The sequence below is a fragment of the Nocardioides sp. W7 genome (assembly GCF_022919075.1).
Classification (GTDB): Bacteria; Actinomycetota; Actinomycetes; order Propionibacteriales; family Nocardioidaceae; genus Nocardioides.
In genome coordinates this window covers 1954425-1980289 of the sequence record NZ_CP095078.1, presented here as the reverse complement: position 1 = coordinate 1980289, position 25865 = coordinate 1954425, and the positions used below count along the sequence as shown (strand labels likewise).

Here is a 25865-nt window from a genome sequence, read left to right as displayed (position 1 = left end):
GCATCCAGACCCGAGACGCCAACCCGGAAACTACCCACATCGTCCCGGGTCACGCACCACCGAAGGTGAAGCCTGTGGAGAAGGGTCAACGAGCCTCAACGGGACCATCGGGAACAACGCCGGGGACAATGGAGCGGTGAGCTTCGCGGAACGACGTGCGCAGCGTCGGTGGCGACGCGAGATGGAGCGGCGCCTGCGCGAGCTCGACCGGCTCGACGAGCGATACCTGCACGAGCACCAGATCCACCGGCCCGTGAGTGCGCCGGTCCCGCTGGGACGCGAACGACGCAGACGGAGAGGACGAGGCAGGGACGGCACTGGCGGCAGGCCGCGCAAGGAGCGCGGGCCCGTCGTACCCGGCCTGCTCATCGTGCTGGTCATCATGGTCGGGGTCTTCCTGGTCAACCCGTCCGACAACGGGCGGCGGCTGCGGGAGCTGGTCGGCTTCGACGGCCGACTGGGCGAGCTGGTGGGGGTGCCGGAGGGCGACGGCGAGTACGCGTTCGCGACCACCCAGCCGAACAGCGACGAGCCGGTGAGCTGGAACCCCTGCCGCCCGATCCGGTACGTCGTCAACCCGGCGGGCGCCCCCGACGACTGGGAGGAGCTGCTCGCCGAGGCGATGAGCGACGTCGCGGACGCGACGGGGTTCCGGTTCGAGGACACCGGCACCTCCGACGAACGGGAGTTCGGCGACCGCATCGACGGGCTGAACCGTCCGAAGCCGGTCCTCATCGGCTGGGCCGACGAGGAGGAGGTGCCGCGGCTGGCGGGCGACGTGGCCGGCCTCGGCGGCAGCACCTACCTGGAGCGTCAGCGGCACCGCACCTACGTCACCGGCTCGATCGCCCTCGACGCCGACCTGTTCGCCGAGCTGGCCGACGAGCGTGACGGCGACGAGGTGATGCGCGCGATCATCACCCACGAGCTGGGTCACGTCATCGGGCTCGACCACGTCGACGACGAGAACGAGCTGATGTACGAGGACAACATCGGACAGACCGAGCTCGGCCCGGGCGACCGCGAGGGACTGGCCCGGCTGGGCTCCGTCGACTGCGCCTGAGCCGGTTCAAGTAGGGACACACGAACCCGCCTGTCCGACCAGCGCCCGCGACCCGTTTAGCCTTGCGCAGGTGACCAAGCGCCGACTGACCCTGCCCGCCGGCCTCCTGGTGTGCGCCCTGACGATCCCCGGCACCGCGTTCGCCGCTGCTGCCGACGACCCGTACCCGCAGCACTCCTCCGACGGGGTCCGCGGACCGATCGCCCGGGATCTCCCGGCGTACGCCCGCAGCGCGGCGCCGCGCAGCACGACCCCGACGGGGTACACGGTCGCGCCCGGAGTGACGTACTCGACCTGGTCCGAGACCGACGCCCGCGGGCCGATCAAGGCGCACCTGCTGCGGATCAACTACCAGCAGCCGGGGCTCCGCCTCAACTACGCGAACCCCGGTCGGATCGCCAGCACCCAGCGGGTGCGCGGGATGCTCGACAAGAAGGCCGTGGCCGGCGTCAACGGCGACTTCTTCGACATCGGCGACTCCGGCGCCCCGTTCGGGATCGGCCAGGAGCGGGCCAAGGGGTTCCTGCACGGACCGAGCCCGTCATGGAGCGCCGGCTTCACGATCAGCAAGAGCGGGCAGCCCTTCATCGGCCCGATCCAGGTCCGGGCGCGCATCAAGCAGTACCGCGACTGGCCGCTAACCAACGTCAACTCCCCCAGCGTCCCCGACGGCGGCATCGGGATCTACAACGCCCGCTGGGGATCGACGCCCGGGTACGGCGTGACCGACGGCCAGAAGAGCCGGATCGTCCAGGTCCAGGTCGTCAACGGGAAGGTCGTCCGCAAGAAGGCCCGGCTCCGTGCCGGTCACCGGATCAAGGGCTTCCTCCTGGTCGGCCGCGGCTCGGGAGCACGGCTGCTCCGTCAGCTGCAGTTCGGGGACCGGATCAGCGTCGCCCGCGGCGTGACCGGCCGGCCCGGGATGGCGATCACCAGCAACAGCTTCCTGCTGCGCAACGGCCTGCGCACCGTCACCGACGACGGCCAGATGCACCCCCGGACCGCTATCGGGATCAGCCACGACACCTCGGAGATCCTGATGCTCGTCGTCGACGGGCGACAGGCGGCCAGCCGCGGCTACACGATGGTCGAGCTGGCCGAGATGATGCTCCGGCTCGGCGCCGAGGACGCCCTCAACCTCGACGGCGGCGGCTCCTCGACGATGGTCGCCCGCCGGCCGGGCGGGACGAACCGGGTCCTGAACACCCCCTCGGACGGTCGCCCGCGCAGCGTCGCGAACGCCATCCAGGTGCTCTACTCCGCGCCCCGGTAGCCCACCGCTCGACCAGCACCACGCTCGTCACCGGCACCCAGCACGGGCGGGCTCCGGGCCCGTGGCAGGCTGCGCGGGTGCCTGCCGACGCCCCGCGCCGTACCTTCACCCGCGCCGAGCTCGAGTCCTTCCGCGACGCCGAGGTGCCCGACCTGCTCCCCGACGCCGACGCGCCGCCGCTGCGGCTGCTCTTCGTCGGGATCAACCCGGGGCTGTGGACGGCCGCGACGCGCACCCACTTCGCCCACCCGGGCAACCGGTTCTATCCGGCGCTGCTGCGCGCCGGCATCGTGACCCGGCCGATCGACCCGGCGGCCGGGATGACCGACGAGGACCGCGACCATCTGCGCTCGCGCGGGATCGGCATCACCAACGTCGTACGCCGGGCGACGGCGAAGGCGTCCGAGCTGACGGCCGAGGAGTACCGGGCCGGTGGCGCCGCGCTCGTCGAGACGGTACGCCGGGTCCGGCCGGCCGTCGTCGCGATCGCGGGGATCACGGCGTACCGCGCCGCCTTCGGCCTCCCCCGGGCGGTCCCCGGCCGCCAGCCCGAGCCGCTCGCCGACGCCGAGCTGTGGGTGGTGCCGAACCCGAGCGGGCTGAACGCGCACGAGACCGTCGCCTCGCTCGCCGACGCGTACGCCGCCGCCGCGCGTGCGGCCGGGGTGATCTGAGCGTCCCATCGGCATCAGGGGTCACTGCGCTGTCGAGGAACTCGCGCTGATGTCGTGATGCTTCATGACACAGGACCGAGATTCACCGCCTGGGCGGAGAAATTGTCAGCTCCCCGGAAAAGCCTGGTCCTTCCCCAGCACCGTCAGCCCGTCCTCGACCAGGAACCCGTTCGCCCGGTCGGCGTCGTGGTCGACACCGATCTGCGCGCCGGGCGGGACGATGATGTTCTTGTCGAGGATCGCGTTGCGGACGACCGCGCCCGGTCCGACGCGGACGCCGTTCATCAGCACCGATCCGTCGACGACCGCTCCGGCACCGACGCTCACGGCGGGCGAGAGCACGGAGCGGGTCACGATGCCGCCGCTGACGACGACGCCGGGCGAGAGGACCGCCTCGTCGACGCGCGAGTCGACGCCGTCGGCGCCCTGCACGACCTTGGCCGGCGGCTGCGGGCCGTAGGAGGTGTAGGTCGGCCAGTCGAAGTTGTAGAGGTTGAAGACCGGCAGCGGTGAGACGACGTCCATGTGGGCGGCGTAGTACGACGACAACGTCCCCACGTCGCGCCAGTAGCCGCGGTCGCGGTCCGTGGCGCCGGGGACGACATTGTCCTTGTAGTCGTAGACGCCGGCCTGCGAGCGTCGTACGAACGCGGGCACGATGTCGCCGCCCATGTCGTGCTTGGACCCGGTGGTGGTCGAGTCGCGGGTCACCGCCTCGACGAGCGCGTCCGCGTCGAAGACGTAGTTGCCCATCGACGCCAGCACCTCGCCGGGGTTGTCGGGCAGGCCGACCGGGTCGGTGGGCTTCTCGAGGAACTCCCGGATCCGGCGCGGCTCGTCGGGGTGGACGTCGATGACCCCGAACTGGTCGGCGAGCCCGATCGGCTGCCGGATCGCGGCGACCGTGCAGGCCGAGCCGCTCTCGACGTGCTGGTCGACCATCTGCGCGAAGTCCATCCGGTAGACGTGGTCGGCGCCCACGACCACGACGATGTCGGGCTTCTCGTCCTTGATCAGGTTGAGCGACTGGTAGATCGCGTCCCCGCTGCCGAGGTACCAGTGCTTGCCGACCCGCTGCTGAGCCGGCACCGGGGCCACGTAGTTGCCGAGCATCGTCGACATCCGCCAGGTCTGGGTGACGTGCCGGTCCAGGCTGTGCGACTTGTACTGGGTCAGCACGACGATCCGCAGGTAGCCGGAGTTCACGACGTTCGACAGCGCGAAGTCGATCAGCCGGTAGATCCCCGCGAACGGCACCGCCGGTTTCGCCCGGTCCGCGGTGAGCGGCATCAGGCGCTTCCCCTCCCCGCCCGCGAGGACGATGGCCAGGACCTTCTTCCGGGAGGCAACCATGATGGCAACCTAGCGCGCCCGGGATAGGTTTCGGAGCGTGCGAGTCGACGTGCTGAGCAGGGAGTACCCGCCCGAGGTGTACGGCGGTGCGGGGGTGCACGTCGCCGAGCTGGTGCGGGCTCTGCGCGGGCTGTCTCGTGAGCTGGACCTCGACGCACGGGTGCACGCGTTCGGCGCCCCGCGGGCCGAGGCCGGGACGTCGTCGTACCCCGAGCCCGTCGAACTCACCGACGCCAACCCCGCGCTCCGAACCCTCGGGGTCGACCTCGCGATCGCCGACGCCTGCGGCGGTACCGACCTGGTGCACTCGCACACCTGGTACGCCAACATGGCGGGCCACCTGGCCTCGCTGCTGCACGGCGTCCCGCACGTCGTCAGCGCCCACTCGCTCGAGCCGCTGCGGCCCTGGAAGGCCGAGCAGCTCGGCGGCGGGTACGCCGTGTCGTCGTGGGTCGAGCGGACCGCCTACGAGTCCGCGGCCGCCGTGATCGCGGTGTCGTCGGCGATGGGCCGCGACGTGCTGGCTTCGTACCCCTCGATCGACCCGGCGAAGGTGCACGTCGTCCACAACGGCATCGACACCCAGGACTGGCAGCCGATCGTGGCCCCCGACCGAGTCCGCGAGCTCGGCGTCGACCCGGACCGCCCCTCGGTGGTGTTCGTCGGCCGGATCACCCGCCAGAAGGGGCTGCCGCTCTTCCTGCGCGCCTGCGCCCTGCTGCCGCCGGAGGTGCAGGTGGTGCTGTGCGCGGGCGCACCCGACACCCCGGAGATCCTGGCCGAGGTCGAGGGCCTCGTCGACGACCTCCGGGCGACCCGCACCGGTGTGGTCTGGATCGCCGAGATGCTCCCCCGGCCCGACGTCGTGGCACTGCTGACCGCGGCGACGGCCTTCGCGTGCCCGTCGATCTACGAGCCCCTCGGCATCGTCAACCTCGAGGCGATGGCCTGCGAGACGGCCGTGGTCGCGACCGCCACCGGCGGCATCCCCGAGGTGGTGCTCGACGAGGAGACCGGGCGGTTGGTGCCCATCGAGCAGGCCACCGACGGCACCGGCACCCCCCTGGACCCGGAGCGGTACGTCGCCGACTTCGCCGCCGCGCTGACCGAGGTGGTCGGCGACCCGGACCGGGCGGCCGCGATGGGCCGGGCCGGACGGCAGCGTGCCATCGACGCGTTCAGCTGGGCGACGATCGCCGAGCGGACCGTGGCGGTCTACCGCTCGGTGCTCTGAGCGCGGTCTCGCCGCAGCTCGACCACCTCACCCGGGCCGGCCCGGGGTCGGTCCTCGACGGCGAACTGCTCGTCGTCGAGCCGCAGCGAGCGGACCCGGCTGGCCCTGACGGCGATCAGCATCGGCGAGGGGACGTCGACCAGGACCCGTCCGTCGACCCGATGGTCCTGCAGGCCCACGGCCGCGGCGCGCTCCCGGGCGACCCGTGCGCGGGGACTGAGCAGCTCGCGGAGCAGGAACCGCAGCCAGTCCTCGGCGAGACCGGCACTCACGCCGTCGGCGAGGTCGAGGCAGCAACCGTCCGCGCACACCGACCAGGGCGAGCGGGGCCGCGGGCGGCCCGGCCACAGGCCGAGGCCGGCGACCAGATCGCGCTCGGAGGCGTCCAGGGGCGGGCTCACCACGAGCCGCTGCGGCAGCGTGAACGGGTCCGACACGACGGGCACCTCCGGTCCGAGAAGCGAGATGGCACTTCCACTCTTCCCGACGCGGTCCGAGCGCGACACGCGGGGTCGTCGTACCTGTGGAGGACGGGGCTGGTGGGAACGGCCTGTGGAGAGCGGTCCGGCCGCACCGTGCCCTGTCAGCGGGACCCGCTCGCCGCGGGCGGGCATCCGCCCTAGGTTGCGTCGCATGAGCACCGCGACCACGAACAAGCTGATGTTCGCCCTCTGGGGTGTCGACGCCTCCGCGCTGCGCGACGGCGCGCTGCACGACGCCCTGGCCGCGGCCGGGGTCCAGCGCCTCCAGCTCAACCTCGACGACGCCGACGTCGCGCCCGCGCTGCGGATCCCGACCGGCGAGCCGATCGCCGCGGTGGTCAGCGCCTGGTCCGGCTCCGCACCGGCGATCGCCGAGCTGCTCGGCGCGGCAGCCGCCCGGGTCGCCGGTTGGCGGGTCGACGAGCACCGCCGCCTCGACCCGCCGGAGGTCGCCGACGGCGAGCGCGCCGACGCCCTCGCGAACGTCGCGGTGCTCCGCAAGCCGGCCGAGCTGGAGAACGCCGAGTGGCTGCGCCGCTGGATGGTCGAGCACACCCCGATCGCGATCCGGACCCAGGCGACCTTCGGCTATCTCCAGAACGTCGTCGTCGAGCCCGTCACCGATGATGCGCCGTACGTCAGCGCGTTCGTGGAGGAGCTCTTCCCGAGCGCCGCGCTGAGCGACGTGCACGCGTTCTACGGCAGCGGCGGCGACGATGCCGAGCTCGGCCGACGGATCGAGACGCTGATGGCCAGCGTCGCGCGGATCGGCGCGGACCGCGACCTCGACCTGGTGCCGTCGAGCCGCTACACCTACGTGCTGGGGTCGGGCCGGTAGCCCACGCCCCTCGTAGGCACGGGCGGCCGTCAGACGAACAGGGACAGCACCAGCACGAAGCCCAGCCCGCTGACCGACAGCACCGTCTCCATCAGCGACCAGCTCTTGATGGTCTGTCCGACGCTGATCTTGAAGTACTCCTTCACCAGCCAGAAGCCGGCGTCGTTGACGTGGGAGAAGAACACCGACCCGGCGCCGACGGCGAGCACCACCAACGACGTCTCGGCGCTGGACATCCCCTCGACGAGACCGACCATCAGCGAGGAGGCGGTGATGGTGGCGACGGTCGCGGAGCCCGTGGCGAGCCGGATCAGCACGGCCATCACCCAGGCCAGCAGGTAGACCGAGAAGTCGGCGTCCTTGGCCCAGTCCGCGAGCAGGGTGCCGACCCCGGTGCGGACCAGGACCTCCTTGAACCCGCCGCCCGCCGCGACGATGAGCAGGATCCCGGCGATGCCCGGCAACGCCGACTCGACGGTGCTGCCGATCTCCTTCAGGTCCATCCCGGACCCGTGCCCGAAGGTCACCATCGCGACCAGGACGGAGATCAGCAGGGCGACCATCGGCTGCCCGATGACGTCCATCACCTGCTGGAAGCCGTTGTCCTCGTCGTCCACGACGATCTCGGTGACCGCCCGGCCGAGCATCAGCACGACGGGCAGCAGGACGGTGGCCATGGTGACGGCGAAGGTCGGCCGCGGGCCGGTCTCGTCCTGCTCGCGCCCCTCGAACGTGTCGGGGGCGGGTACGTCGACCCAGCGTCCGGCGACCGCCCCGAAGAGCGGGCCGGCGACGATGATGGTCGGCACGGCGACCAGCAGGCCCAGTCCCAGGGTCACCCCGAGGTCGGCGCCGAGGGTGTCGACGGCCACCACCGGACCGGGGTGCGGAGGCACGAAGCCGTGCATGGCCGACAGGCCGGCCAGCGCGGGGATGCCGACGGTGATCAGCGAGACCTGGGCCCGGCGGGCGACCAGGTAGATGACCGGCATCAGCAGCACCAGGCCGATCTCGAAGAACATCGGCAGGCCGATGATCGCTCCCACCAAGGCCATCGCCCACGGGAGGGCGCGCGTCGAGGCCCGGCCCACGATGGTGTCGACGATCTGGTCGGCACCGCCCGAGTCGGCGAGCAGCTTGGCGAACATCGCGCCGAGCGCGATCAGGATGCCGACGCCGGCGGTGGTGCTGCCGAACCCTTCGGTGAAGGTGATGAGCACGTCGCCGACGTTCTGCCCGGCGAGGATGCCGACGGTCAGGCCGCCGATGATGAGCGCGAGGAACGGGTGCAGCTTGACGACGGTGATCAGCAGGATCAGCAGCGTGATGGCACCGAGGGCCGCGACGACCAGCTGCCAGCCCGGCGCCACCGGCTCGTAGATGTCACCCGTGGCCAGCGGCAGGACGGCAGAAGTCATGCCCGGACGTACCCCTCCACGATCTCGTCGACACCCTGGGCGACGTCGAGCACCACGCCGCCCTCGTCGGGCTCGAGCGGCTCGAGGGTCGCGAGCTGGGAGGAGAGCAGCGAGGCCGGCATGAAGTGGCCGGGCCGGGAGGCTTGGCGCCGCTCGATGACCTCACGGCTGCCGGCGAGCAGCACGAACTCGATCGCGGTGTGGTGGCGAAGCTGGTCGCGGTACTTGCGCTTCAGCGCCGAGCAGCTCATCACCCCGCCGTCGGCGTGGTCGGCGAGCCAGGCACCGACGCTCTCGAGCCAGGGGTACCGGTCGTGGTCGTCGAGGGGCTCACCCCGGCTCATCTTGGCGATGTTGGCCTCGGGGTGCAGGTCGTCGGCATCGGCGAAGGGCACCCGGAGCCGCTGCGCGAGCGCAGCTCCCACGGTGGACTTGCCCGAACCCGAGACGCCCATGACGACGATGGGGTGAGTCACCCCGACACCGTAGACGACCGGTGCCGGGGCGGCCCGGGTCAGGCGGTGGCGCCCTGCGACACCCAGTACTCGTTGAGCGCACCGTTGGTCTTCACGAACCAGACGATGGGTCCGACCAGGATGAGCATGCCGGGGAAGTACCACAGGCCCGTCGTACCGCTGACCTTCGGCTCCTGGCCGCGCAGCTTGCGCAGGTTGCCGACCTCGGCCGAGAGGAGGTACGGGTTCACGATGCTGATGAAGATCGCGAGGATCAGGGCGATCGCGCCGCCGATGCCCTGACCGCTGTGCTGCTTCATCTCCTCGTGGGTCTTGTAGTAGTAGATCCAGCCGTAGATGCCGAGGGTGACGATGAACAGCAGGATGCAGGTGCCGGTGCTGCGGACCTGGCCGATCGGGCCGGCGACGGGGACTCCGCCGTACGGCGGGGGCGGAGCGGGCTGGTTGTAGTCGGTCATGTGTTTGCTCCAAAGGTTCACAGGGTCGAGACGGCCCCGAACCTAGGGCACCCGGCCGCCAAGCAACGACATAACGACGAATTCGGCGGCGGCGCGTTCGAAGTCGGCGCCGTGCCGCAGCATGGCGTGCTTGCCGCCCGACACGGTGCGCCACTCGACCTCCGCGGTCCGCGAGAGCCGGCGGGCCACCTGGGCCGCACGCTCCGGCGACGCGACCCGGTCGGCGTCGCCGTGCACCACCAGCACCCGCCGACCGGTGAGGTCGGCGCTGTCGGTCGGGTAGACCCACGGGTTGAGCGCCACCACGCCCACGACGTCGGGCTCGACCCCGGCCAGCAGCGCGGCCCGCCCGCCGAGCGAGTGGCCGACCAGGCAGGTCGGCAGCCGCCGCCCCAGCCGGTCCCGGACCCGGTCGAGCGCCCAGGCCGTGTCCTTGACCGGCGTGTGCTCGGTGTCCCAGCCGCGATGGGAGTTCAGCAACCGGTAGACCGCGACCCGGCCGCGCGTGGCGCGGGCGATCCGTCGGGCGACCGGGATCATCCGGAGGACTGAGAGCTGGGTGGGCCGGACCATCGGGTTGCCGGGGCGCGAGGCCCCACCGTGCAGCACCAGGACCACCCCCTCCGGACGGCGCGGCTCGGCGATCGGGACCAGGCGGGGCTCGGTCATCGTGATCCGTTCAGCCCCGGCCGCGGTGGGTGCGGGCCTCGTCGTACGACGGCTCCCGGAGCCGCTCCACCCAGCCGTACTGGTCGAGGCCGGGCAGTCGGTTCAGCACCGGGTCGAAGGAGATGCCGCCGCCGGAGTCGAGGTCCTCGGGGCCGGCGTCTCGCTCGGAGAGGCGCAGCTCGGCGAAGTGGTGCCAGGCACCGTCTCCCACCGAGCAGGCCAGCTCGATCGTCTCGGGCCCGCTGCTCCGGGCCCCGAGCAGGACCGGGCCGGCCGCCGTGCGGTACGGCAGCAGCGTCGTCATCGGCCGGCCGTAGGTCGACCGGCTCGCGGTCAGCACGAACCGGCTGACCCGACCCCACCCCGTGCTCGCGAACAGCAGGTCGCCGTGGCTGCCGTCGGCGTTCGGGACCCGGATCGCCAGCCCGTGGATATCGGGGAGGGCCTGCGGGAGCCCGAGCGCACGCGACTCCCGCACCACGACCTCGTCGACTCCCGCCGCGTCGAGGAACTCCACCCCCAGCGCCGTCCCGAGCGCCGGCTCGACGCCGGTGCGGTGGAGGCGGCCCTGCCGGACCCGGCCGCGCGGGTGCAACGGCTTCGCGGCGGGGCGGATCGCCGAGGTCGCGCGGGTCGCCGTCGCGAGCAGCGCACCGCCCAGCGAGGCGGCGCCGTGACGGACCGAGGCGAGGAGTGGCATGAGGTCTCGGTACCCACCCGGCGGTCGGTCACGAAGCGGGGCCGGATCGGCTTGGGGCGGGGGTGCGGGGGCGGGGCGGGGGCTGCTGGTTCATCACGGTATGCAGACGAGCCGACACCTCCCACGATGGGTACGCCATGGGAGGTGCGAACTGGTCTACATACCGTGATGAACCTGGGGCTCCCGTTTCCCGGGGCCTGCCGCCTCAGGAGCAGCCGACACAGCTCGCCGCGGACGGACGAGCCTCCAGCCTCTCGGACGGGATCGGGCGACCGCAGACCACGCAGGTGCCGTACGTCCCGACCGACAGCCGCGCCAGGGCCGCGTCGATCTCCGCGAGCCGCGACTCGGCCTGCCGGATCAGCGTGTCCAGCTGGGAGCGCTCGAACGCGATCGTGTGGCCCTCGGGATCGTGCTCGTCGTCGGCGTTGGAGTCGCGGGAGGCCTCGACCATCCCGCTGAAGTCGCCGCGCAGCGCGGCCAGGTGTCGTACGACGCCCGCGTGCGCCTCCCGGAGTCGCTCGTCGGGGGTCACCCGGCCGGGCTCGGCGCCGGGGCGGTCGGCGACGGGGCGGTCGCGCCGCCCGGCGTCTCGGTGGGTGCCTCGGTCGGCGCCTGGGTCGGCTCGTCCGACGGCTGCTGCAACGGCGTGGGCGTCTCGCTCGGCGCCTCGGTGGGCTCGTCGGTCGGGCTGGGCGACGGGGCTTCCGACTCGTCCCGGTCGTCCTGCTGCTTCCGGTCTCGGTCTCGGTCCCGGTCGCTGTCGCGGCCGCTGTCGTCCGACCGGTCGTCGGAGCCGCTGGAGCCGCCCAGCCGGCTGATGGAGGTGCCGCCGCTCCCGTCGGTGCCACCGGTGTACGACGACACCGGCTTGCCCCCGACGGCCTCGAAGGCGAGCAGCACCAGCATCGCGACGACGAAGGTGCCGGCCGCGAGCAGCGCGACTCGCCGCCACGGCAGGGCCGTCCGCCAGGAGCCCCGGGACGAGGCCGCGTCGAGCTCCTGCCGGGCCTCGCCCAACTGCTCGTCGGCGTGCTCGAGATGCGCGTCGACGGCTGCGGTGTCGCCGTGCCGGCGAGCGGCCCGGCGTACCTCCGACTGGGCGACGCCGACCTTGAGCAGCGCGTTCTCCTTCGCGACCTTCGCGACCTTCTGGCGGCTGCTGGCCAGGCCCTGGCTGTAGAGCGCGGTGCCGACGGTGGCGGCCACACTGCCGAAGGCGGCGCCGATCAGGGTGCCGGCCGCCCCGAGGGTCGAGAGCAGGACGGCGGTGGTCACCGCCGCGAGGGCGCCGGCGAGGGTCTTGAGCCAGTCGATGTCGAGCGTGGGCTGGGGGTCAGGTGGGGCGTCAGTCATCCCCATCGACGGTACCGACCCGGTCCCCCGTTTCTCGAACCTGCGCGACGTCGCCCTCGTCACGGTGGGCCTGGTGCACCAGGACCAGAACCGAGACACCGGAGGTCAGGAGAGCTGCGGCGGCTCCCGCGGAAGGGCGTGCCGTTTGGTCACCAACCGCAAGCCAGCGGCGGATCCGTTGTCGTTTGGTCACCAACGGCAACACCTTTCGGACGCCGGCTACGCCCGGGTCAGCAGCGTGACGACCTCGAAGTGCGCGGTCTGGGGGAACATGTCGAGCAGCCGCGCAGTGACGGGCCGGTACGCCGGCATCGCGGCCAGGTCACGGGCCAGCGTGACGGCGTTGCAGCTGGAGTAGAGGACGTGCGGGACCCCCGACGTCTCGAGCCAGCCGGCCAGGTCGGGACCGATCCCGCGCCGGGGCGGGTTGACCACGACCAGCTCGGGCGCAGCGGGCTGCGCGGGCGCCCAGGTGGTCGCGTCTGCGGCCACGAACGAGACGTGCGCGAGGTCGGTCGCACTCTGTCGGGCACTGGCGATCGCCTCCTCGCTGACCTCGACGCCGACGACCGAGCGGCCGGGGGCGGCGAGGTGGAGGGCGAAGCCGCCGACCCCGCAGTACAGGTCCCACACCGAGGCCGGTGCCAGCTCCGCCACCCAGCCGGCCGCCTGCCGGTAGAGCTCGGCACCGACGTGGCCGTTGGTCTGGAAGAAGCTCTGCGGTCGCAGGTGCAGCACCACCTCGCCGGTGCGCATCGGCAGCGTGTCACCGAGCAGCACCTCCTCCCGCTCCCCCTCCAGCACCGCCTTGTGGGCGGGCTGCAGGTTGACCGAGACGACGGCGAGCGGCAGCCGCTCGGCGAGCCAGGGCAGGTGCTTGCGGATCCGGGCGACCGACTCGGTGGAGCGCAGCACGAGCCGCACCATCAGCTCGCCGTCGGGCGACACCGTCACGATCAGGTGCTTGAGCTCGCCGCGACGCTGCGGGACGTCGTACGGCGTGAGCGCGGCCCGGGTCACGAACTCCGCGAGCACCGGCAGCGCGTCGGCCAGCCGCGGGTCGTGCAGCCCGCAGCCGCGCAGGTCGACCCCACCACCGGTCGGGTCCAGGATGCCCAGCGTGGGGGCCTCGACCGTGCCGGCGACGACCATCTTCGCCTTGTTGCGGAACCCCGACTCCGGGCTGGTGACCGGAGGCAGCCAGTCGAGGCCGGGCCAGGGCGCGAGCAGCTCGGCACAGCGCGCCTGCTTGGCGGCGAGCTGCTCGTCGTACCCCTGGCCCATCCAGGTGCACGACCGGCAGACCCCCGCGTCGAAGTAGTCACACTGCATCGTCGATCAGCTCACCAGCGGTCGTGGACCGCCTCGCGGAAGTAGGTGTCGTACAGCCGGGCGATCCCTTCCAGCAGCTCGGGCGCGAGCGGCGGGAGCGACCCCGCGGCCGCGTTGGCGCGAGCCTGGTCGGGGTTGCGGGCGCCGGGGATGACGGTGCTGACCCCGTCGAGCTGCGCCACCCACGCCAGCGCGACCTGGGCCGCCGTCGCCCCGACCGGCCGGTGCCGGCCGACCAGCTCGGCAAACTCACGCGCCGCGGCCACGCCGGCCTCGAAGTCCACGCCGGAGAAGGTCTCGCCCACGTCGAACGCGCTGCCGTCGCGGTTGTAGGTGCGGTGGTCGTCGGCGGCGAACGTCGTGCGCTCGTCGTACTTCCCGCTCAGCAGCCCGGACGCCAGCGGCACCCGCGCGATGATGCCGACCCCGGCCTCCCGCGCCGCGGGCAGCACCTCGTCGAGCGGCTTGAGCCGGAAGGCGTTGAGGATGATCTGGATGCTCGCGACGTGCGGCCGGGCGATCGCGCTGAGGGCCTGGCCGACGGTCTCGACGGAGACGCCGTACGCCGCGATCGCGCCCTCGACGACCAGCGTGTCGAGGGCGTCGTACGTCGCGTCGTCGTCGATCGTGGCGCTCGGCGGGCAGTGCAGCTGCACCAGGTCGAGGGTGTCGACGCCGAGGTTGCGGCGCGAGCGGTCCGTCCAGGCGCGGAAGTTCTCCAGCACGTAGTTCGCCGGGACCTGCTCCAGCCGGCGGCCCATCTTGGTGGCGACGGTGATGCCCTCGCGGTCGGCCAGGAACCGGCCGATCACCTGCTCGCTGCGGCCGTCGCCGTACACGTCGGCGGTGTCGAAGAAGCTCACCCCGGCCTCGACGCTCGCGGCCAGCACCGCGGTCGCGTCCTGCTCGGTGACCTCGCCCCAGTCGGCCCCCAGCTGCCAGGTCCCGAGCCCGATCACCGAGACGTCCCGGCCGGTGCGGCCGAGGGTCCTGTTCTCCATGGGTCCGTCGCTTTCGTAGGGGGAGGGCCATTCTTGCCGGTCGGGTACGAAGTGGTCACAAGTGGTGATGACGAACCGGATCGCGCGGGGCTTACGTGGGAGGCGGCCCTGTCCCCCGATCCTGGAAGGTCCCCCATGCACCGCCATCTCACACTCATCGCACCCGCGGCAGCAGCCGCTCTCGTGCTCTCCACCCTCGCGCCCGCGACCGCGGGCGGTGGCCACGGCGGCCACCACCCCGGGCACTCCTCCGGCCTGCAAACCGTGACCGCGCTCGACGGTCCCCGGGGAGTCGACGCGCTCGGCGACGGCCGCACGCTGGTCGCCGAGGGCGACGGCTCCTTCAGCCTGGTCGTCGAGCGTCGCCACAAGCAGGCCTTGGTCATCCCCCTCGGCAGCGTGGCCGGAGGCTTCCCGCCCGCGGTCGCCGCCGGTAGGCACGGCACCGTCTACATCCTCACCGGCGCCGGCGGCGAGCCCGGTGGCCCGCCCGTCCCGGGAGCGGCCACGCTGTACAAGTGGCGTCCCGGGTACGCCGCACCGGCGTTCGTCGCCGACATCGCCGCCTACCAGGCCGGTGACCACGATCCCTACAACCAGGAGGGCCCGGCCGGCGAGAGCAACCCCTACGGGCTGGCCGTGCTCGGCAACGGCGCGGTCCTGGTCGCGGACGCCGCCGGCAACGACGTGCTGAAGGTGTCGAAGAACGGCCGCCGCATCACCACGGTCGCGCGGCTCAAGCCCCGCACCGTCCCGGTGCCGGAGGGGCTCCCGGCCACCGACCCGGAAGGCCAGCCCACGGGGTTCCCGCCCGCCGGCACCCCGATCCCGGCCGAGGCCGTGGCGACCTCGGTCGCGGTGGGCCAGGACGGCTCAATCTACATCGGTGAGCTACGCGGCTTCCCGGCCACTCCCGGCACCTCGCAGATCTGGCGGGTCAGGCCGGGCACGACCGGAGCGGTGTGCGACCCGGATGCGCCGTACTCCGGCTCGTGCAAGCGCTGGGCGGACGGTCAGACCTCGATCGTCGACCTCGCCGTGGGCAAGGACGACACCGTCTACGCGCTGTCGCTGTCGAAGCTCAGCTGGTTCGCGTTCGAGCTGGGCGTGCCCGGCGCCGAGGTGGGCGCGCTGCACGCCCTCACTCGCTCCTGGCACGGCGGCGTCCGTGCCAAGGAGTTGGCGCCGGGCATGCTCATCACCCCGGGTGGCGTCGACGTCGTCGACAACACGGCGTACGTGACCGGTCCGATCTTCGGGCCCGGCTCGCTCAGCAAGCTGGAGCTCGGGCGGAAGGGGCACCACCACAAGGGGCACCACCCCCGGTAGCACCGACCCGGTGGATCAGCGGACGTAGCGGCGTGCCACCGCGCGCTGCTGGTCCACCGGCCGGCCCCGCTCGATGGTCCAGGCCAGGCGCACGAGCCCGGCGTGCGACCAGACCAGCGGGGTCGCGGCCCGCGTGTTCTCGCCGGCCGGGCAGCAGGACCGCCCGGTCGGCGACCGGCCGTCCCAGACCTGCTCGGAGATCAGGTCGCTGGTGCCCGCGGCCGCCGCCATCGTCGTGAGGTACGACGACGCGTCGCGGCCCGCGGTCACGGCGTACTCGCCGCGCTCGCCGGTCAGCAGCGGCCACGCCCGGCCGAGCGTCCGGCGGGAGCCGGGCTGGGTGACCCGCCACTGGCGACCGCTGCGGGTCTCGCCGTACCCGTCGAAGGAGAAGCGGCGCCAGAACGGCCCGTTCGGCGTCTCGACCCGCAGCTGCTCGTCCACGACCCGCAGGCTGCGCCGCACGGCCCGGTCCGCGGGCGGCAGCACGCCGTAGCGGACCAGGTCGAGGAAGCTCGCGTCCACGACCCGGCGCTGGTCGACCGCCGCCGGGCCGCCGTCGCCGATGCCGTACGTCGTGCCGCGGTCGGGGCGGCCGTCCTTGGTGAGGCGGAGGAAGTACGGCCCGTCGGCCAGCGGACCGGTACGGGTCACCGTCCACCGCTTCACCCGCGCCTGCCAGCGGTCGGCGACCCGCAGCCAGCGGCGTGCGAGCGCCGGCTCGCCGTTGGCGCGCGCGATCGCGGCGGCGCTCACGAGGCCGTTGACCTGGGCCGCGATCGAGTTCGGCGAGTAGCCGGACTGGTTCTCCCACCGCTCCTGGGGCGAGTACGGCGCCCGCCGGCCGGTCTCCTCGTCACGGAACGAGACCAGGAACTCGGCCGCCTTCCGCACCCCGCGCCAGGTCCGCGGGCCGGTGCGGCCGGTGAGCCGGGCGAGGGCGATCGGGAGCGCCACCTCGTCCAGCTGCAGCTCCGACCAGACCGGGCGGCCCGCGACGTCGGAGTTCTGCGGGAAGGATCCGTCGGGCAGCTGCTGCACCCCGAAGAGCCAGTCGACGACGCGCCGGGCCGCGGCCCGGTCCCCCATCGCCCACAGCGCGGTGCCGAACTCGTAGGCGTCGCGCGACCAGACCAGGTGGTAGGCGCCCGACGGGCTGGAGAGGTCCTTGATCTCGTCGCCCCACACCCACGGAGCCGAGGGCGAGGCCACGATCGCACCGGGGTGCGCCTTGTCCTCGGCAGCCGCCAGCACGAGCGCGGAGGCGAGGTACTGACGGCGGAGGGCAGCGGCCGACTCCGGTACGCCGGAGAGCCGACCGAGGTAGCGGTGCCAGCCGCGGTCGTAGCGGGCCGCGGTGCCCGACCAGCCGGCGGTCCGGGTCGCCCGCGCCGCCCGGAGCGCCTGCTCGGGGGTCCGGCCGAGTCCGAGGGACAGGGTCGCGTCCTGGGCACCGGCCAGCCCGGTCAGCTGGGAGATCCGGCCGGTCTGGACGACGTTGCCGGGCCGGCGCAGCCGCTTCCTCCGGCCGTCGAGCACGTGGTCCTCACGCAGGTCGCGCCACCCGTCGCCGGTGCGGTGGTAGCCGTTGCCGGTGGCGTCGAACCGCGGCTGCGCCACGAGTGCGCTGGCGACCCGCCGGCGCGCGTCGGCCGCGACCAGCGCGCTGCCCCGGGTGCGGGCGCGGTCGTCCATGCCGGTGTTGGCCAGGGCGGGGTCGTGCAGGGCGTAGAGCGTGTACGCCGCACCGTCGAGCGACTCCAGCCGCACCGCGACGGTGACGACGTGCCGCCGCGGGTCGGTGACGTACTGCTGGGTGAGCCGGTAGCGGCCGCCCCGGTCCTCGCTGACCTGGGTGAACCGCAGGCTGCGCTCGTCCGGCCGGGTCACCGTGTGCCTCATGTCGGCGGCCCGGTCGGTGAACGTCCGGCCGTCGCTGACCACCAGCTCCAGGGCCCGGACGCTGGGGGTCGAGAGGTCGGGATAGAACACCTCGCTCACCCGGCCGCCCTGCAGCGTGAACCAGACCCGACTGCCGCGTGCGCGCGCGGTCCCGAAGCCGGCCTTGTCCGCCTCGGTCCAGGTCGACTTCCCGCCCGGCCCCGGATCGGCCGCGGGTGGTGCCGCGCCGGCCGGTCCCGGCGCGAGCCCGAGGGTGAGGACAGCGGCCAGGGTGGCGACGAGCGGGCGTGCGGACACGGCGTACCTCCAGGGCGAGACCCTGCCATTACCCCGTGATCCACGTCACATTCGGTTCAGTGCTTCGGCGGAGCCTTCAGCCGCTCCTGCAGCTTGGCCCGGACCTCGTCCGGCGTGACCTGCGCGCGCTGTCGCTGTCCACGCGCGATGATGGCGCCGGTGGCGGCCACCCCCGCCACGCCGGCGACGCCCAGTACCTTCCACAGCTTCACGAGGAGACTCCTTCCATGATCGAGCGGCCGTGACCGACCTGTCCCTGGACGAGGCCGTCGACCTGACGCGCACGGGCGACCTCTGGCTGTTCCGTGGCCGCTCCGCCGCAGACCACGCTATCCGGGTGCTGACCAACGCGCCGGTCAACCACGTCGGGATGGCCATCGTGCTCGACGACCTGCCCCCGCTGATGTGGCACGCCGAGCTCGGCAAGGGGCTGCTCGACGTGTGGTCCGGCCGGCACCACCGGGGCGCCCAGCTGCACGACCTGCGGGAGGCGGTGGTGCAGTGGACCGGCCGCTACGAGCAGCGCGGCTGGCTGCGCCAGCTCGACGTGCCGCCGACCGGCGAGGTCACCCGCGAGATGGAGGACGCCGCGCTGCGGACGGTCGCGCGCCTGGACGGCACGCCGTTCCCGCCCACGGCCGCGCTCGCCGGCCGCTGGCTGCGCGGCCGGGCCCACCTGGTCGCGCCCGCGGAGACGACGTACTGCGCCGAGGTGGTGGCCGCGGCGTACACCGCCATGGGCCTGCTCGACGACTGGCCGCCGACGAACTCCTACGACCCGGGCCGGTTCTGGTCCGGCGACGACCTGGCACTGCGGAAGGGCGCCCGTCTGGGCGCGGAGATCGGCGTGCGGACCTGAGCCGGCTCAGTCCTTCGTCGTGAGCCGCACCAGCCCGTGCTCCACGCCGTCCGACTCCCAGCTGGAGGCGCCGGCCCGGGTGAACGGCTTCAGGTTCCGCACGAGCTCCTCGTCCCCGTCGAAGAGCTCGGGCAGCCAGCTCCGCACGGCGTCCAGGTCGAGATAGAACGCCGCGCTCGCGTCGTCCGCGTGCCCGACGACGTCGTCGAAGCCGTCGACCTCGCCCAGTCCACCGTCCTCCAGGAGCCGGTCGCGCCACCGCTCGTCCGGTCCTACCGCGAGGGCGTCGTCCGCGGAGCTGCTGTCCAGGAGCTCCCGGCCGTCGGCGGGCACCTTCGGGCGGACCCGGTCAAGGAGCTCGACCAGCGGGCTCGGGTCGCCCGACACCTTCAACCCGGCCCCGGCGTTCCCGAGGTCGCCCGACCCGGAGAAGGTCTCGGGGTCGGCGTCGCCCGAGATGGCGAAGGCCCCCGCTCGCCCCGTCAGGAGCTCGGCGTCCTCGGGCAGCCGCAACCCGGTGAGCTCCTCGAGCTCGCCGAAGGCCTCGTCGGCGACGACGCCCAGCGCCAAGAACGGCGCAGTCATCCCGTTGCGGACCAGCTCCTCGAGCCAGCCCGTTCTGAACCCGGCGCCGAACGCCACGGCGGTGTCGTCGGGCAGGGCCTGCACGGCCGCGCCGCCGCCGGGACCACCGAAGAGCTGAGGGCCGAGGAAGCTCAGGTCGCCGGCCGTCTCCACCTCGACCGCGCCGTCGGCGAAGCGCAGCGTCGCTGCGGCGCCCTCGAACCCGCGCAGCTCAGCCTGGAACTTCTGGACCTCGGGGGAGGGCTCGGCCTCGGTCGGCTCCTCCTCGAGGCTCTCGATGCACTCGGTCCACTCCTGGTACAGGCGGTCCATCTCCTTCTCGGAGAAGTCGGCGTCGGGATCGTCGAAGGGCGGCGGCATCGGGCACGCCTCCTCCTGGGCCTCGTAGCCGGCCATGGGCGCGATGAACGCGCTGACGACCTCGTCGGCGTACCAGGCGCCGGCCGCGGCAGCGGCGTACAGGTGGACGACGCCGGGGTCGCCCGCGGCCTCGGTCCACTTCTGGAAGCCGGCGTCGTCGGCCAGGGTGCCGTCCTCCCGGTCGGCGACGAGCCGATCCACCGTGTCCTGCTCCTCGGCCACGACCGCCCACTCGCCGTCGACGCTGAAGCCGATCTCAGGCTGGTTCTCTCTCTCGTCCTCGCCATCGGCGTCGTAGACGATGAACCCGGACTCCTCGGCCTCGTCGTCGTCCGTCCCGAGGTCGGCACAGGCGGCCAGCGCCGTCAGGCCGTCCCGGGCCGTATCGGCGTCGGTCACCTGGACGACCACCACGGGCACCGGCATCCCCTCGTCGGACGGCAGTGCGGCCAGCGCACCCCGGTCGCCGAGCCAGTCGGTCACGTCGTCGGCCCGGAGGTCGCAGCCGTCCGCCTCGAGGTCCGCATCCAGGATGGTGCTGGTCACGTCGACGCTCGCCGGGTTCCCGTCGAGGTCGAGCTCCTCGGAGACGGCCGGCACCTTCTTCAGCAGATCGAGCGCGGCCAGCTTCTGCCCGCCGGAAGGGTCCAGGTCGACGGCGGCGTACCCGAGGACGTTCGCGGGGAGCGCCTCGGCCGGCTGCGGACCGGTGCTGGTGTACCACCAGGCGCCGAATCCGACCGCGACCACCGCCCCCGTGCCGAGCACCGCGGCGCCACCCAGTGCCCAGCGCCGGCGGCGCGGCCGGGGTCGCTCACGCGGCTCGGTGGTCCCACTGCCGCCACCCGACTCCAGGATCTCGACGAGTTGTCCCCGGCCGCGGGCGAGCTGTCGGGTCGATCGGAGCGCGGGGTCTCGGACACGCGCGGAGCGTAGCCGCGTCCCCTGAGGGCGAATGAACGATCCGGGCCAGGACCTCATCGAGCGGTCTGGTCCGGCCCAGGGCTCAGGCCTCGGGGAGGTCCGCGCTTCGACCCAGCTCGCTGAGCCGCCAGACGCCGGGGGCCGCCTCGAGCAGCCCGTCGTCCATCAGCGACTTGCGCGCCTTGCGGGCGGCGGCACGCCACCGGAGCTCGCCCTGCGGGTTCGCCTCGCGGTCGCCGGGGCGCAGCTGGTCGCCGATCCGCACCTCGAGGTGCACGAAGACCTCGTCCCCGTCGAGCTCGCCTTCGGCGTCCTGCAGTGCGCTCAGGATGGCCGGGCGAAGCTCCGCGGGCGAGGTCCACTTCCGCGGCGCGCTCCGCTTGACCGGCGGGGCGCTGACGGCGGGCGCGCGCGGCGGGGTGCTGCTGCCGGGCACGCGCGGCGGCACCTTCACCCGGGGGGTTCGCGACGCCGGGTCCGGCGGCGGCGGGGGCACCGGTTCGGGCCGCCCGTGCACGCACTGGCTCAACGGGAGTTCACAGAGCTCGCAATAGTCCGCATCAGCCACGAGGACGACGGTACGGCGTCGCCTCACCGCCCGGGTCGGCAGGGGCCTACCACTTGCCAGACTGGAAAGTTAAGAACTACGCTTTCCGACATGGAAAGCGATCGACTCGACCCGCAGCAGGCCCGCCGGATCGCCGAGCGCGCGGAGGCGGCGCCGTACATCGACTACCCGCCGACCCCGTGGTGGTACGCCCCCGCGGCCGGGCTGTGGGCGGGCGCGCTCATCCTGCTCATCGGGCTCGCCCAGGATCGCCGCGTCCTCGCCCTCGTCGGCCTCCTCGCCCTGGTAGCGCTGGAGGGCGCGTTCCTGGCCTGGTACTCCCGCTACCACGGCGCCCTCCCCTCGCTGCGCCACGCGCCGGCGGAGTTCCGCCCCGCCTTCGTCCGGTACGGCGTCGGGGTCGCCGTCGTGCTCGCCCTCGTCGTCGGCAGCTGGCTGCTCGCCGGCGCGATCGCCGCCGCCGTCGTCGCGGGCGTGGCGGTCACCGTCGGCCTGGTCCTCTACGAGCGGACCTTCGCCCGGGCCGCCGCGCGCACCCGGGCACGGCTCGCGTGATCGAGGACCTCGATCCCGTCATCCACGCGCCGAAGCGGCTCGCGGCGATGGCCGTGCTGTCGGCCGCGACGACGGTCAGCTTCGCGTTCCTGCGCGAGCACCTCGGCGTCTCCGACTCCGACCTGTCCAAGCAGATGGCGACCCTGGAGAAGGCGGGGTACGTCGACATCAGCAAGTCCGGGCGCGGCCGCGGCGCGACCACGACGTACCGGATCACCCGCGCGGGACGCAAGGCGTACGACCAGCACCGCAAGGCGCTGGCCGCGATCCTGGGAGCCTGATCAGCGCCGGACCTTGAAGACCTTCCTCACGACCGGTCCGGTGCCGGCCGCGGTGCGGACGACGACCGTGACGGTCAGCCGACCGCGGGGCAGCCGCGCGCGCTTCAGGGTGACCTTGCGGGCCCGGGTCGTGGTGGTCGACACCTTCTTCGCGCCCTTGGTCACCGTGACGACGTAGCCGGTGATCGGGAGACCGCCGGTGCTGCCGGGTGCGGTCCACGACACCACCCGCCTCGCGGCCGCGATCTTCCCGGACACCTTCAGTGCGCGGACCGCCGTCGGTCGGACGGCGGCGAAGGTCACCGTCGTCGGCGCCGACGAGACCGGCTCCAGGCCGAGGCTGCCGGCCTTCGTGGCCGTCACCCAGCAGGTCCCCGCCGTCGAGACGGTCAGGGTGGCCCCGCGGAGGGTGCAGGCCGCGGCCGTGCCGTCGGCCACGGCGTACGACACCGCACCCGGGCCCGAGCCGCCGCTCGTCGCGAGGGTCAGCGCCCCGCCGTACGTGCCCTGCGTCGACGTCACCACGAGCGGCGCCTGCGCGGACCGCGGGAAGGCCACCGTCGTCGTGACACTCGTCGACTCGTAGCGAACGTCGGCCGCCTTCGTCGCGGTCACCACGCAGGTGCCGGCGGCGACCACGCGCAGCGTGTACGGCGGGTCCTCGCTCACCTCGCACCGCTCAGCCGTGCCATCGGTGACGGCGAACGTCACTCCCCCGTCGCCGCTGCCCCCCGAGGTCGTGAGCGGCAGGCCCTGCCCGAACGTGCCCACCGTGGAGGTGAGGACGAGCGGCTCCTGGAGGCCGCGTGCGAAGTTCACCACCACGGTCGGCGATCCGGCCTCGGCGTACGCCCCGTCCGCGGCCTTCGTGGCCGTGACCGCGCAGGAGCCCGGGGCGTCGGCCTCCAGCTGTGCCTCCCCCGGCCCGACGAGCTCACAGCTCGCGGTGCCGTCGGAGACCTCGTAGGTCACCGCCCCGCTCCCGGATCCACCGCTGGTGGTGAGCGGCAGCGGCGTGCCGTAGCGCCCGCTCGTCGAGGTGACCACGAGGGCGGCCTGCGCCGCGCGGGCGAGCGTCACCGTCGTCGGCGCCGAGGCGGCCGGCAGGCGCAGCTCGTCACCCGCCTTGGTCGCGGTGACCGTGCAGGTACCACCGCTCGCGCTGGTCAGCCGGTACGGCGCGGGGCCGCCGACCTGGCAGCCGGTCGCGGTGCCGTTCGTCGTGGCGAAGGTGACCTCGCCGCTGCCGGTGCCGCCCGCGCTGGTGAGCGTGAGGGGCGTCGCGAAGGTCCCGGACGTGGACGTCACGGTCAGCGGCGTCTGCTCGACCTTGGCGAGGGTGACGGACGCGGGCGCCGAGGAGGCGGAGCCGTAGGTGCCCCAGGCGGCCTTGTGCGCCGTGACCGTGCAGGTGCCGGCGCTCGCCGCGCTCAAGGTGTACGGCGGGGTCGCGCTGACGGTGCAGCCCGACGCCGATTCGTCCGCCGTCGTGAAGGTGACCCGACCCTCGCCGGACCCGCCGGCGGTGCTGAGCGCCAGCGGGGTCGTCACCGGGCCCGAGAGGGAGTCGACGACGAGCGGCGCCTGGTCGGTCAGCACGAACGCGGCCGGCTCGACCGCACCCACGCTGCAGCCGGTCGCGCCGGCGACCGGGCCGGGCACCCCACGCTGGTCCTGGCGGGCACACATCGAGATGGCGTAGAAGGCGGTGCCGACCGGGATGCGGTCGACGGCCGGGCCGGTGGCGGCCGGGAGCAGGGTGGCGGTCACGCCGCCGTTGTCCTGCAGCGGCCCGAGCTGCGGGTCGGTGCCGCTCTGGTCACCGGTGCCGGCGAGCCCGCAGCCGGTGCCGCTGTCGAGGTTGTAGCCGCGGCTGACGAAGACCGGACTGTTCCCGCCGCACCCGACGCCGGTCTGCGGTCCGACGATGGTGCTCGCGAGCTCGACGGTGCCGTGATCGTTGTGGATGCCGCTGACGCCGACCGTTGCGACGTTGCGCGCCACCGTGCTGCCCACCACCCACGAGGTGCCGAGGGAGTTCCAGATGCCGGCACCGTAGGTCGCCTGATTCTCGGTCACCGTGCTCCGCGCGAGGGTGAGTCGGCCGGTCGCGTACAGCCCGCCGCCGTTGACCGCGCTGTTGCCGGAGATCGTGCTGTCCTCGACCACCACCGTGCCGTCGCCGAGCTCGCTGATCTTGGCGATCCCGCCCCCGCCGCCGCCGGAGGCGGCGTTGTTCGCGATCAGGGTCCGGCGGACGGTGATCGAGCCGTTCCTGCTGTAGAGGCCACCACCGCCGCCGAGGCCGGTGGCGACGTTGTCGACGATCCGGCTGTCCTCGACCGTGACGACGCCGTCGTTGTCGTTGTAGATGCCGCCGCCCTTGTCGCCGGTGTTCCCGCGCACGACGACGTGGGACAGGGCGAGCTCGCCGCCGGTGTTCGCGATGGCACCGCCCGCCCCGACGTCACCACCGGTGACCTCGAGGTGCTCCAGCGTCAGGACCCCGAAGTTGGAGAGGACCCGGCTGGACTCGTGCGCCTGCAGCACGGCCGGAGCCGACGCCCCGGCGCCGGTGATCAGCAGCGGTTCCTTGTCCCCGTGGACCTCGAGGTGGTCGACGATGGTCCCGGAGACGCGGATCGTGGCCCCCGCCCCGACCTGGGTCAGCGCCCGGCTGACGGTGGCGCAGGGCGCTGCGGCGCTCGAGCAGTCGTTGCCGGTGTCGTTGCCGCCCTGCGCGACGTACGCCGTCAGCGGGCCGGCCGCGGACGCGGGCGCGGGTGGCACGGCGGCTGTCAGTCCGGCGACCGCGATGCCGAGGACGAGCGACGAGGTCAGGGGGCGCAGGTTGAGGAGGCCTCTCACGCGTGCACCCTAGGGTTTCCCGACGGTGCCGCGCTGGGGTTTGCGGCGAAAAGTCAGCGCAGGCTGCGGGCGTCGCGCTCGAGCTCGACCTGGTACCGGTGCCGGAGCTCAGCGAGGCGCTGGGCCCTCTCCTCCGGGGTGAGGGCGTGCGCGGTGCGGCGGCGGACCGCGCGCTGCTGCTTCATCACCATGACCTCCGGGAGCTGACTGATCGTCACAACGGTAGACATCGGCGCCCCCTTCCCGCATCCGACTTTTGTCTGGACCAGTTCTCGCGGGGACCGTCTTTCGGCGGGGGTGCGGGCCGGCGCTCAGCCGGCTCGCTCGACGAGCTCGAACGGCACGGTGAGGATGCCCTCGGGGATGCGCAGGTGGTAGCGGGTGCGCCCGCGCTTGACCAGCGTGCCGACGGCGCCGTGGTAGCGGCCCTGGGCCAGCACCCGCGCCTGCTCCCCCGGCCGCAGCACGACCGGTCCTCTCGAGCCCGCCTCCGGCCTCGCCCGGATCCGGCGCAGCTGGGTCTCGTACGCCGCGGACATCGGCACCGTCTGGCCGTGGTGGGTCCAGGTCAGCAGGTGGGCGAGGTCGAACGACGGCCCGCAGCGCCGGCAGGCCGCCGGCCGGTCGGGGCGACGATGCCGGGTGACCCGGTGGCCGGCCGCGCACACCCCGACCCAGGCGCCCTCCAGCTCGGGCGCCTCGCGGCTGACGCAGCGCTCGCCGCTGCAGCCGATCCGCCGGGCGGTCGCCCGCCAGACGGCGTCGTGCCCGTGGCGGACCCCGACCAGCGCGTGGGCGATCTCGTGCAGCACGGTGTCGCGCACGTCGGCCTCGTCGTGCAGCCGGGTCAGCGGCGCGCTCAGGCCGATCTGGCGCTTGTCGTAGCGGCAGATGCCGGCCCGCCGCTTGGCCCGGTCGAAGACCAGGGTCCAGTCGCGCAGGCCGTGGTCGGCCAGCAGCGCCCGGGCCATCCGGGCCGCCTCGTCGAGATCCACGCGCAGAACGCTAGC

27 protein-coding genes are annotated in these 25865 nt (G+C 73.3%); 9 read left to right on the top strand and 18 right to left on the bottom strand.

The window, feature by feature from the left end:
• The first annotated feature begins 136 nt into the window (after nt 1–136).
• The 3 genes from MUB56_RS09375 (at nt 137) to MUB56_RS09365 (ending at nt 3010) form a co-directional block, all read left to right on the top strand.
• Nucleotides 137–1063, top strand: a complete 927-nt coding sequence (locus MUB56_RS09375; RefSeq protein ID WP_244931631.1) for a matrixin family metalloprotease — start codon at nt 137–139, stop codon at nt 1061–1063.
• Between the two features lie 70 nt (nt 1064–1133).
• On the top strand, nt 1134–2336 hold the full coding sequence (locus tag MUB56_RS09370; protein WP_244931630.1) for a phosphodiester glycosidase family protein: 1203 nt from the start codon (nt 1134–1136) through the stop codon (nt 2334–2336).
• 77 nt (nt 2337–2413) lie between these two features.
• Nucleotides 2414–3010, top strand: coding sequence for a mismatch-specific DNA-glycosylase (locus tag MUB56_RS09365; protein WP_244931629.1), 597 nt, complete (start codon nt 2414–2416; stop codon nt 3008–3010).
• 105 nt (nt 3011–3115) lie between these two features.
• Here MUB56_RS09365 and MUB56_RS09360 read toward each other — a convergent pair whose 3' ends face one another.
• Nucleotides 3116–4363, bottom strand: coding sequence for a glucose-1-phosphate adenylyltransferase (locus MUB56_RS09360; protein WP_244931628.1), 1248 nt, complete (start codon nt 4361–4363; stop codon nt 3116–3118).
• A 37-nt stretch (nt 4364–4400) separates the two neighbouring features.
• Between MUB56_RS09360 and glgA the strand changes: the two genes are divergently transcribed.
• A complete protein-coding gene (gene glgA, locus MUB56_RS09355) occupies nt 4401–5597 on the top strand; it encodes a glycogen synthase (protein WP_244931627.1) in 1197 nt (398 codons plus the stop codon).
• Here the strand turns inward: glgA and MUB56_RS09350 are convergent.
• A complete protein-coding gene (locus tag MUB56_RS09350; RefSeq protein WP_244931626.1) occupies nt 5579–6034 on the bottom strand; it encodes a hypothetical protein in 456 nt (151 codons plus the stop codon). The genes glgA and MUB56_RS09350 overlap by 19 nt on opposite strands.
• A gap of 196 nt (nt 6035–6230) precedes the next feature.
• Between MUB56_RS09350 and MUB56_RS09345 the strand changes: the two genes are divergently transcribed.
• Entirely contained in the window at nt 6231–6917 is a 687-nt protein-coding gene (locus MUB56_RS09345) for a hypothetical protein (protein ID WP_244931625.1), read from the top strand.
• A 29-nt stretch (nt 6918–6946) separates the two neighbouring features.
• On the opposite strand, the gene MUB56_RS09340 is transcribed toward MUB56_RS09345, so the two are convergent.
• From MUB56_RS09340 to MUB56_RS09300, 9 genes are all read right to left on the bottom strand, one after another.
• Entirely contained in the window at nt 6947–8335 is a 1389-nt protein-coding gene (locus MUB56_RS09340) for a gluconate:H+ symporter (protein ID WP_244931624.1), read from the bottom strand.
• Nucleotides 8332–8811 carry a gluconokinase gene (locus MUB56_RS09335; RefSeq protein WP_244931623.1) on the bottom strand — a complete coding sequence of 160 codons (480 nt, stop codon included), beginning with the start codon at nt 8809–8811 and terminating at the stop codon, nt 8332–8334. The genes MUB56_RS09340 and MUB56_RS09335 overlap by 4 nt, the downstream gene beginning before the upstream one ends.
• 38 nt (nt 8812–8849) lie before the next feature.
• Entirely contained in the window at nt 8850–9269 is a 420-nt protein-coding gene (locus tag MUB56_RS09330; protein WP_244931622.1) for a DUF4234 domain-containing protein, read from the bottom strand.
• Nucleotides 9270–9311: 42 nt separating this feature from the next.
• Nucleotides 9312–9938 (bottom strand): alpha/beta fold hydrolase, encoded by a 627-nt coding sequence (locus MUB56_RS09325; RefSeq protein ID WP_244931621.1) that lies wholly within the window; start codon nt 9936–9938, stop codon nt 9312–9314.
• A 10-nt stretch (nt 9939–9948) separates the two neighbouring features.
• Entirely contained in the window at nt 9949–10638 is a 690-nt protein-coding gene (locus MUB56_RS09320) for a hypothetical protein (RefSeq protein WP_244931620.1), read from the bottom strand.
• A gap of 205 nt (nt 10639–10843) precedes the next feature.
• Nucleotides 10844–11173 (bottom strand): TraR/DksA C4-type zinc finger protein, encoded by a 330-nt coding sequence (locus MUB56_RS09315; RefSeq protein ID WP_244931619.1) that lies wholly within the window; start codon nt 11171–11173, stop codon nt 10844–10846.
• Nucleotides 11170–11994, bottom strand: a complete 825-nt coding sequence (locus MUB56_RS09310; protein ID WP_244931618.1) for a hypothetical protein — start codon at nt 11992–11994, stop codon at nt 11170–11172. Before MUB56_RS09310 ends, MUB56_RS09315 begins: the two co-directional genes overlap by 4 nt.
• 219 nt (nt 11995–12213) lie before the next feature.
• Nucleotides 12214–13326, bottom strand: a complete 1113-nt coding sequence (gene rlmC / locus MUB56_RS09305; protein WP_244931617.1) for a 23S rRNA (uracil(747)-C(5))-methyltransferase RlmC — start codon at nt 13324–13326, stop codon at nt 12214–12216.
• An 11-nt stretch (nt 13327–13337) separates the two neighbouring features.
• Nucleotides 13338–14327 carry an aldo/keto reductase gene (locus tag MUB56_RS09300; protein WP_244931616.1) on the bottom strand — a complete coding sequence of 330 codons (990 nt, stop codon included), beginning with the start codon at nt 14325–14327 and terminating at the stop codon, nt 13338–13340.
• A 183-nt stretch (nt 14328–14510) separates the two neighbouring features.
• Between MUB56_RS09300 and MUB56_RS09295 the strand changes: the two genes are divergently transcribed.
• On the top strand, nt 14511–15656 hold the full coding sequence (locus MUB56_RS09295; protein WP_244931615.1) for a ScyD/ScyE family protein: 1146 nt from the start codon (nt 14511–14513) through the stop codon (nt 15654–15656).
• 15 nt (nt 15657–15671) lie between these two features.
• On the opposite strand, the gene MUB56_RS09290 is transcribed toward MUB56_RS09295, so the two are convergent.
• On the bottom strand, nt 15672–17855 hold the full coding sequence (locus MUB56_RS09290) for a glycoside hydrolase family 15 protein (protein ID WP_244931614.1): 2184 nt from the start codon (nt 17853–17855) through the stop codon (nt 15672–15674).
• A 56-nt stretch (nt 17856–17911) separates the two neighbouring features.
• Entirely contained in the window at nt 17912–18067 is a 156-nt protein-coding gene (locus MUB56_RS09285) for a hypothetical protein (RefSeq protein WP_244931613.1), read from the bottom strand.
• 29 nt (nt 18068–18096) lie between these two features.
• On the opposite strand from MUB56_RS09285, the gene MUB56_RS09280 reads away from it, so the two are divergent.
• Complete coding sequence (locus MUB56_RS09280) at nt 18097–18714, top strand: hypothetical protein (RefSeq protein ID WP_244931612.1); 618 nt, start codon at nt 18097–18099, stop codon at nt 18712–18714.
• Between the two features lie 6 nt (nt 18715–18720).
• Here MUB56_RS09280 and MUB56_RS09275 read toward each other — a convergent pair whose 3' ends face one another.
• Together MUB56_RS09275 and MUB56_RS09270 are read right to left on the bottom strand one after the other, a co-directional pair.
• The gene (locus MUB56_RS09275; protein WP_244931611.1) at nt 18721–20427 is read right to left on the bottom strand and encodes a DUF3352 domain-containing protein; all 1707 of its coding nucleotides are present in this window, start codon (nt 20425–20427) and stop codon (nt 18721–18723) included.
• 238 nt (nt 20428–20665) lie between these two features.
• The gene (locus MUB56_RS09270; RefSeq protein ID WP_244931610.1) at nt 20666–21019 is read right to left on the bottom strand and encodes a hypothetical protein; all 354 of its coding nucleotides are present in this window, start codon (nt 21017–21019) and stop codon (nt 20666–20668) included.
• A gap of 222 nt (nt 21020–21241) precedes the next feature.
• Between MUB56_RS09270 and MUB56_RS09265 the strand changes: the two genes are divergently transcribed.
• Together MUB56_RS09265 and MUB56_RS09260 are read left to right on the top strand one after the other, a co-directional pair.
• On the top strand, nt 21242–21706 hold the full coding sequence (locus tag MUB56_RS09265; RefSeq protein WP_244931609.1) for a hypothetical protein: 465 nt from the start codon (nt 21242–21244) through the stop codon (nt 21704–21706).
• Nucleotides 21703–21987, top strand: a complete 285-nt coding sequence (locus MUB56_RS09260) for a transcriptional regulator (RefSeq protein WP_244931608.1) — start codon at nt 21703–21705, stop codon at nt 21985–21987. Before MUB56_RS09265 ends, MUB56_RS09260 begins: the two co-directional genes overlap by 4 nt.
• Here the strand turns inward: MUB56_RS09260 and MUB56_RS09255 are convergent, their stop codons facing one another.
• The 3 genes from MUB56_RS09255 to MUB56_RS09245 all read right to left on the bottom strand — a co-directional run bounded on the left by MUB56_RS09255 (nt 21988) and on the right by MUB56_RS09245 (nt 25850).
• Nucleotides 21988–24855, bottom strand: coding sequence for a choice-of-anchor Q domain-containing protein (locus MUB56_RS09255; protein WP_244931607.1), 2868 nt, complete (start codon nt 24853–24855; stop codon nt 21988–21990).
• Between the two features lie 53 nt (nt 24856–24908).
• On the bottom strand, nt 24909–25085 hold the full coding sequence (locus tag MUB56_RS09250) for a hypothetical protein (RefSeq protein ID WP_244931606.1): 177 nt from the start codon (nt 25083–25085) through the stop codon (nt 24909–24911).
• Nucleotides 25086–25166: 81 nt separating this feature from the next.
• On the bottom strand, nt 25167–25850 hold the full coding sequence (locus MUB56_RS09245) for a SprT-like domain-containing protein (protein WP_244931605.1): 684 nt from the start codon (nt 25848–25850) through the stop codon (nt 25167–25169).
• Between the last annotated feature and the right edge of the window lie 15 nt (nt 25851–25865).